Source organism: Streptomyces fragilis (genome assembly GCF_003112515.1).
Classification (GTDB): Bacteria; Actinomycetota; Actinomycetes; order Streptomycetales; family Streptomycetaceae; genus Streptomyces; species Streptomyces fragilis.
On sequence record NZ_BEVZ01000018.1, the window covers coordinates 1 to 1,287 of the forward strand.

General features: G+C 68.3%; 1 pseudogene. It reads left to right on the top strand.

What is annotated here, in order from left to right:
- Positions 1–376: 376 nt before the first annotated feature.
- Positions 377–1,287 (top strand): annotated as a pseudogene (locus Sfr03f_RS30085) (IS5 family transposase); the annotation flags it as partial.

Sequence of the window (1,287 nt, forward strand, 5' to 3'; positions counted from 1 at the left end):
CCTAGGCCCTGTCTGACAAATGATCACCGAGCGTGTGCGTGTTCGGTCCCATTGCCTTGTCGTCCTGACGCCGACCAGTGATTCTGGGCAGGTGCCAGGACAGGGGAAAAGAAGGCGGCGGCAAGAGGGCGCGCGGCAGCGGCTTGCTGCTCGTACCGCGCCGGATGCGGGACAGTGGGAAGTGGTCGTTGAGACTACGGACCAGGCGGAGATGCGTACGAGGTTGCGCCGTCTTCGGGAAGCCGGAGTCGACGGGTCGATGATCCGGATCGACACGCTGTGCGGACGCCTGGCGGTGCCGACCACCTACCGGCTGAGCCGTTTCGTGACGGACCCCGCGCGAGAGTCCGAGCACGAGCACTCTGATCATTGATCTGTGGCAGGTCGAGGCGAGTTGACGGACGCGGCGTGGGGTCGAATAGAGCCCCTGTTGCCGCGGGTGGATGGACGTGGGCGCCCGTGGCGTGATCACCGGCAGGTGGTCAACGGGGTGCTGTGGCGGCTGCGAACCGGGGCTCCATGGCGGGATCTGCCCGAGCGGTACGGACCCTGGCAGACCGCCTACGAGCGGTTCGCCCGCTGGGAAGCGGACGGGACCTGGGCGAAGCTGCTGGAACATGTCCAGATCCGCGACGACGCGGTGGGCCGGGTGGAGTGGACCGTCGCCATCGACTCCACGGTCAACCGTGCCCATCAGCACGCCGCCGGCGCCCGCAAAAAGGGGCCGCAGACGGGGACGAACTGGAAGACCCGGGCTGCTCGCAGACGCGCCAGGCGCTCGGCCGGTCCCGAGGCGGGCTGACCACCAAGGTCCACCTCGCCGTCGATGGCCGGGGCCTGCCCCTGTCCATCGTGCTTACGCCCGGCAACGTCAATGACGCCACCGCCTTCGGTCAGGTCCTCGACGGGATCCGCGTTCCGAGAGTGGGCACCGGCCGCCCGCGCAGGACACCGACCCGGGTCCTGGGTGACAAGGCCTACTCCAGCCGGGCGATCCGGCGCCTGCTGCGGCGCCGCGGCATCGCTGTCACGATTCCCGAGCGTCGCGATCAAGCGGCCAATCGTCGGCGCCGAGGGCGCCTCGGCGGCCGGCCGCCCGCCTTCGATAAGGAGGTCTACCGCGAGCGCAACGTGGTCGAACGATGCTTCGCACGCCTCAAGCAGTTCCGCGCTATCGCGACCAGATTCGACAAGCTCGCCGACCGCTACCGTGCCGGAGTCGTTCTGGCCTCGCTGATCCTCTGGCTCCGCGAAACCAGCTCGTGATCATTTGTCAGACAGGCCTTA